Consider the following 1,401-nt stretch of genomic DNA (forward strand, 5'->3'; position numbering starts at 1 on the left):
AATTTGGGTTAAGTCAGGCAGTTTCGCTCCCATGCTTTCGTAAACCTTACCAAATTCAGGCAATACCCAGCGCATCATCACAAAAATCAATGCTATTGCAACAACAATAATAGAAATTGGGTACGTCAGCGCAGTCTTCACTTTTTTCTTAATGGCTTGCGTTTTCTCTTTATATACAGCAAGTTTATCCAACAGGCTTTCCAAAACACCGCCAGCTTCGCCAGCCGCAATCAGATTGCAATAAAAACGGTCGAAATATTTTGGGTATTTGGCAAATGATTTACCTAATGCACTACCTTGTTCCACATCTGCACGGACTTGCATCAACATTTCAGTCATGGATGGGTTGGAGTGTCCGCGTGCGACAATTTCAAAAGCCTGCATTAAAGGCAGACCTGCTTTCATCATGGTAGCAAGTTGACGGGTAAAGACAGTGATGTCTTCCTGAGTAATACGACGCTTTTTAGTTGCCTTTACTTTACTGATACGTAAAGGGCGTATCCCGCGACGTTGGAGCTTTTTACGCGCTTCTTCTTCGTCTTTGGCGACTACTTCGCCTCGGACTAATTGATCCGTATTGGTATTTTTACCTTCAAACGTAAAACGTTTGCCTTTATTTTTTTGAGCGAATAAGCCTCTTTTTTGCTCTGCTTGAGCCATTTTGTTACCCCTTGGTTTAATGTTTAAGAATGAAGAAAACAAAAGTCCCCGTGTTTCTTCGATTCAATGGTTTAATCGTTAGTGTGAGCAATCACTTCTTCTAATGAGGTCAACCCTTGCATAACTTTTAATAAGCCTGCACGGCGTAAATCGACCATGCCTTCTTTATAGGCCATGTTCATAATATCAACTTCCGTACCATTATTCATAATGACACGTTGCATTTCCTCGGTAATCGGCATTACTTCGTAGACACCGACACGGCCTTTAAAGCCTTTACCACGACAACTATCGCAACCGACAGGACGGTAGAGTTTCCAATCCTTTGCTAAATCCTCATCTGTAAATCCTGCTTTTTTTAATGCGGGAACTGGAGGACGTTCAACCTCACGCTTACAGCTCGAACACAGACGACGCAATAGTCGTTGCGCCATAATTAAGCTGACGGAACTGGCAATGTTGAATGGGGCAACCCCCATGTTCAACATACGGGATAGGGTCGCAGGCGCGTTATTGGTATGCAACGTTGAAAACACCATATGTCCGGTTTGTGCCGCTTTGATGGCAATATCCGCGGTTTCCAAGTCCCGAATCTCACCTACCATGATAATGTCAGGGTCTTGTCGCAAGAAAGATTTCAAGGCCGCAGCAAAAGTCAAACCTTGTTTGTCATTGACGTTGACTTGGTTGATGCCGGGCAAATTAATCTCGGCCGGGTCTTCTGCGGTGGAAATATTGACA

2 protein-coding genes are annotated in these 1,401 nt (G+C 43.8%); both read right to left on the reverse strand.

Features of this window, described 5'->3' with window-relative positions; all coding sequences use genetic code 11:
- On the reverse strand, positions 1–660 hold a 660-nt coding region (locus HMPREF1051_RS02670; RefSeq protein ID WP_036491452.1), incomplete at its 3' end, for a type II secretion system F family protein.
- A 71-nt stretch (positions 661–731) separates the two neighbouring features.
- On the reverse strand, positions 732–1,401 hold a 670-nt coding region (locus HMPREF1051_RS02675; protein ID WP_003764112.1), incomplete at its 5' end, for an ATPase, T2SS/T4P/T4SS family.

It is taken from the genome of Neisseria sicca VK64, from assembly GCF_000260655.1.
GTDB lineage: Bacteria > Pseudomonadota > Gammaproteobacteria > Burkholderiales > Neisseriaceae > Neisseria > Neisseria sicca_B.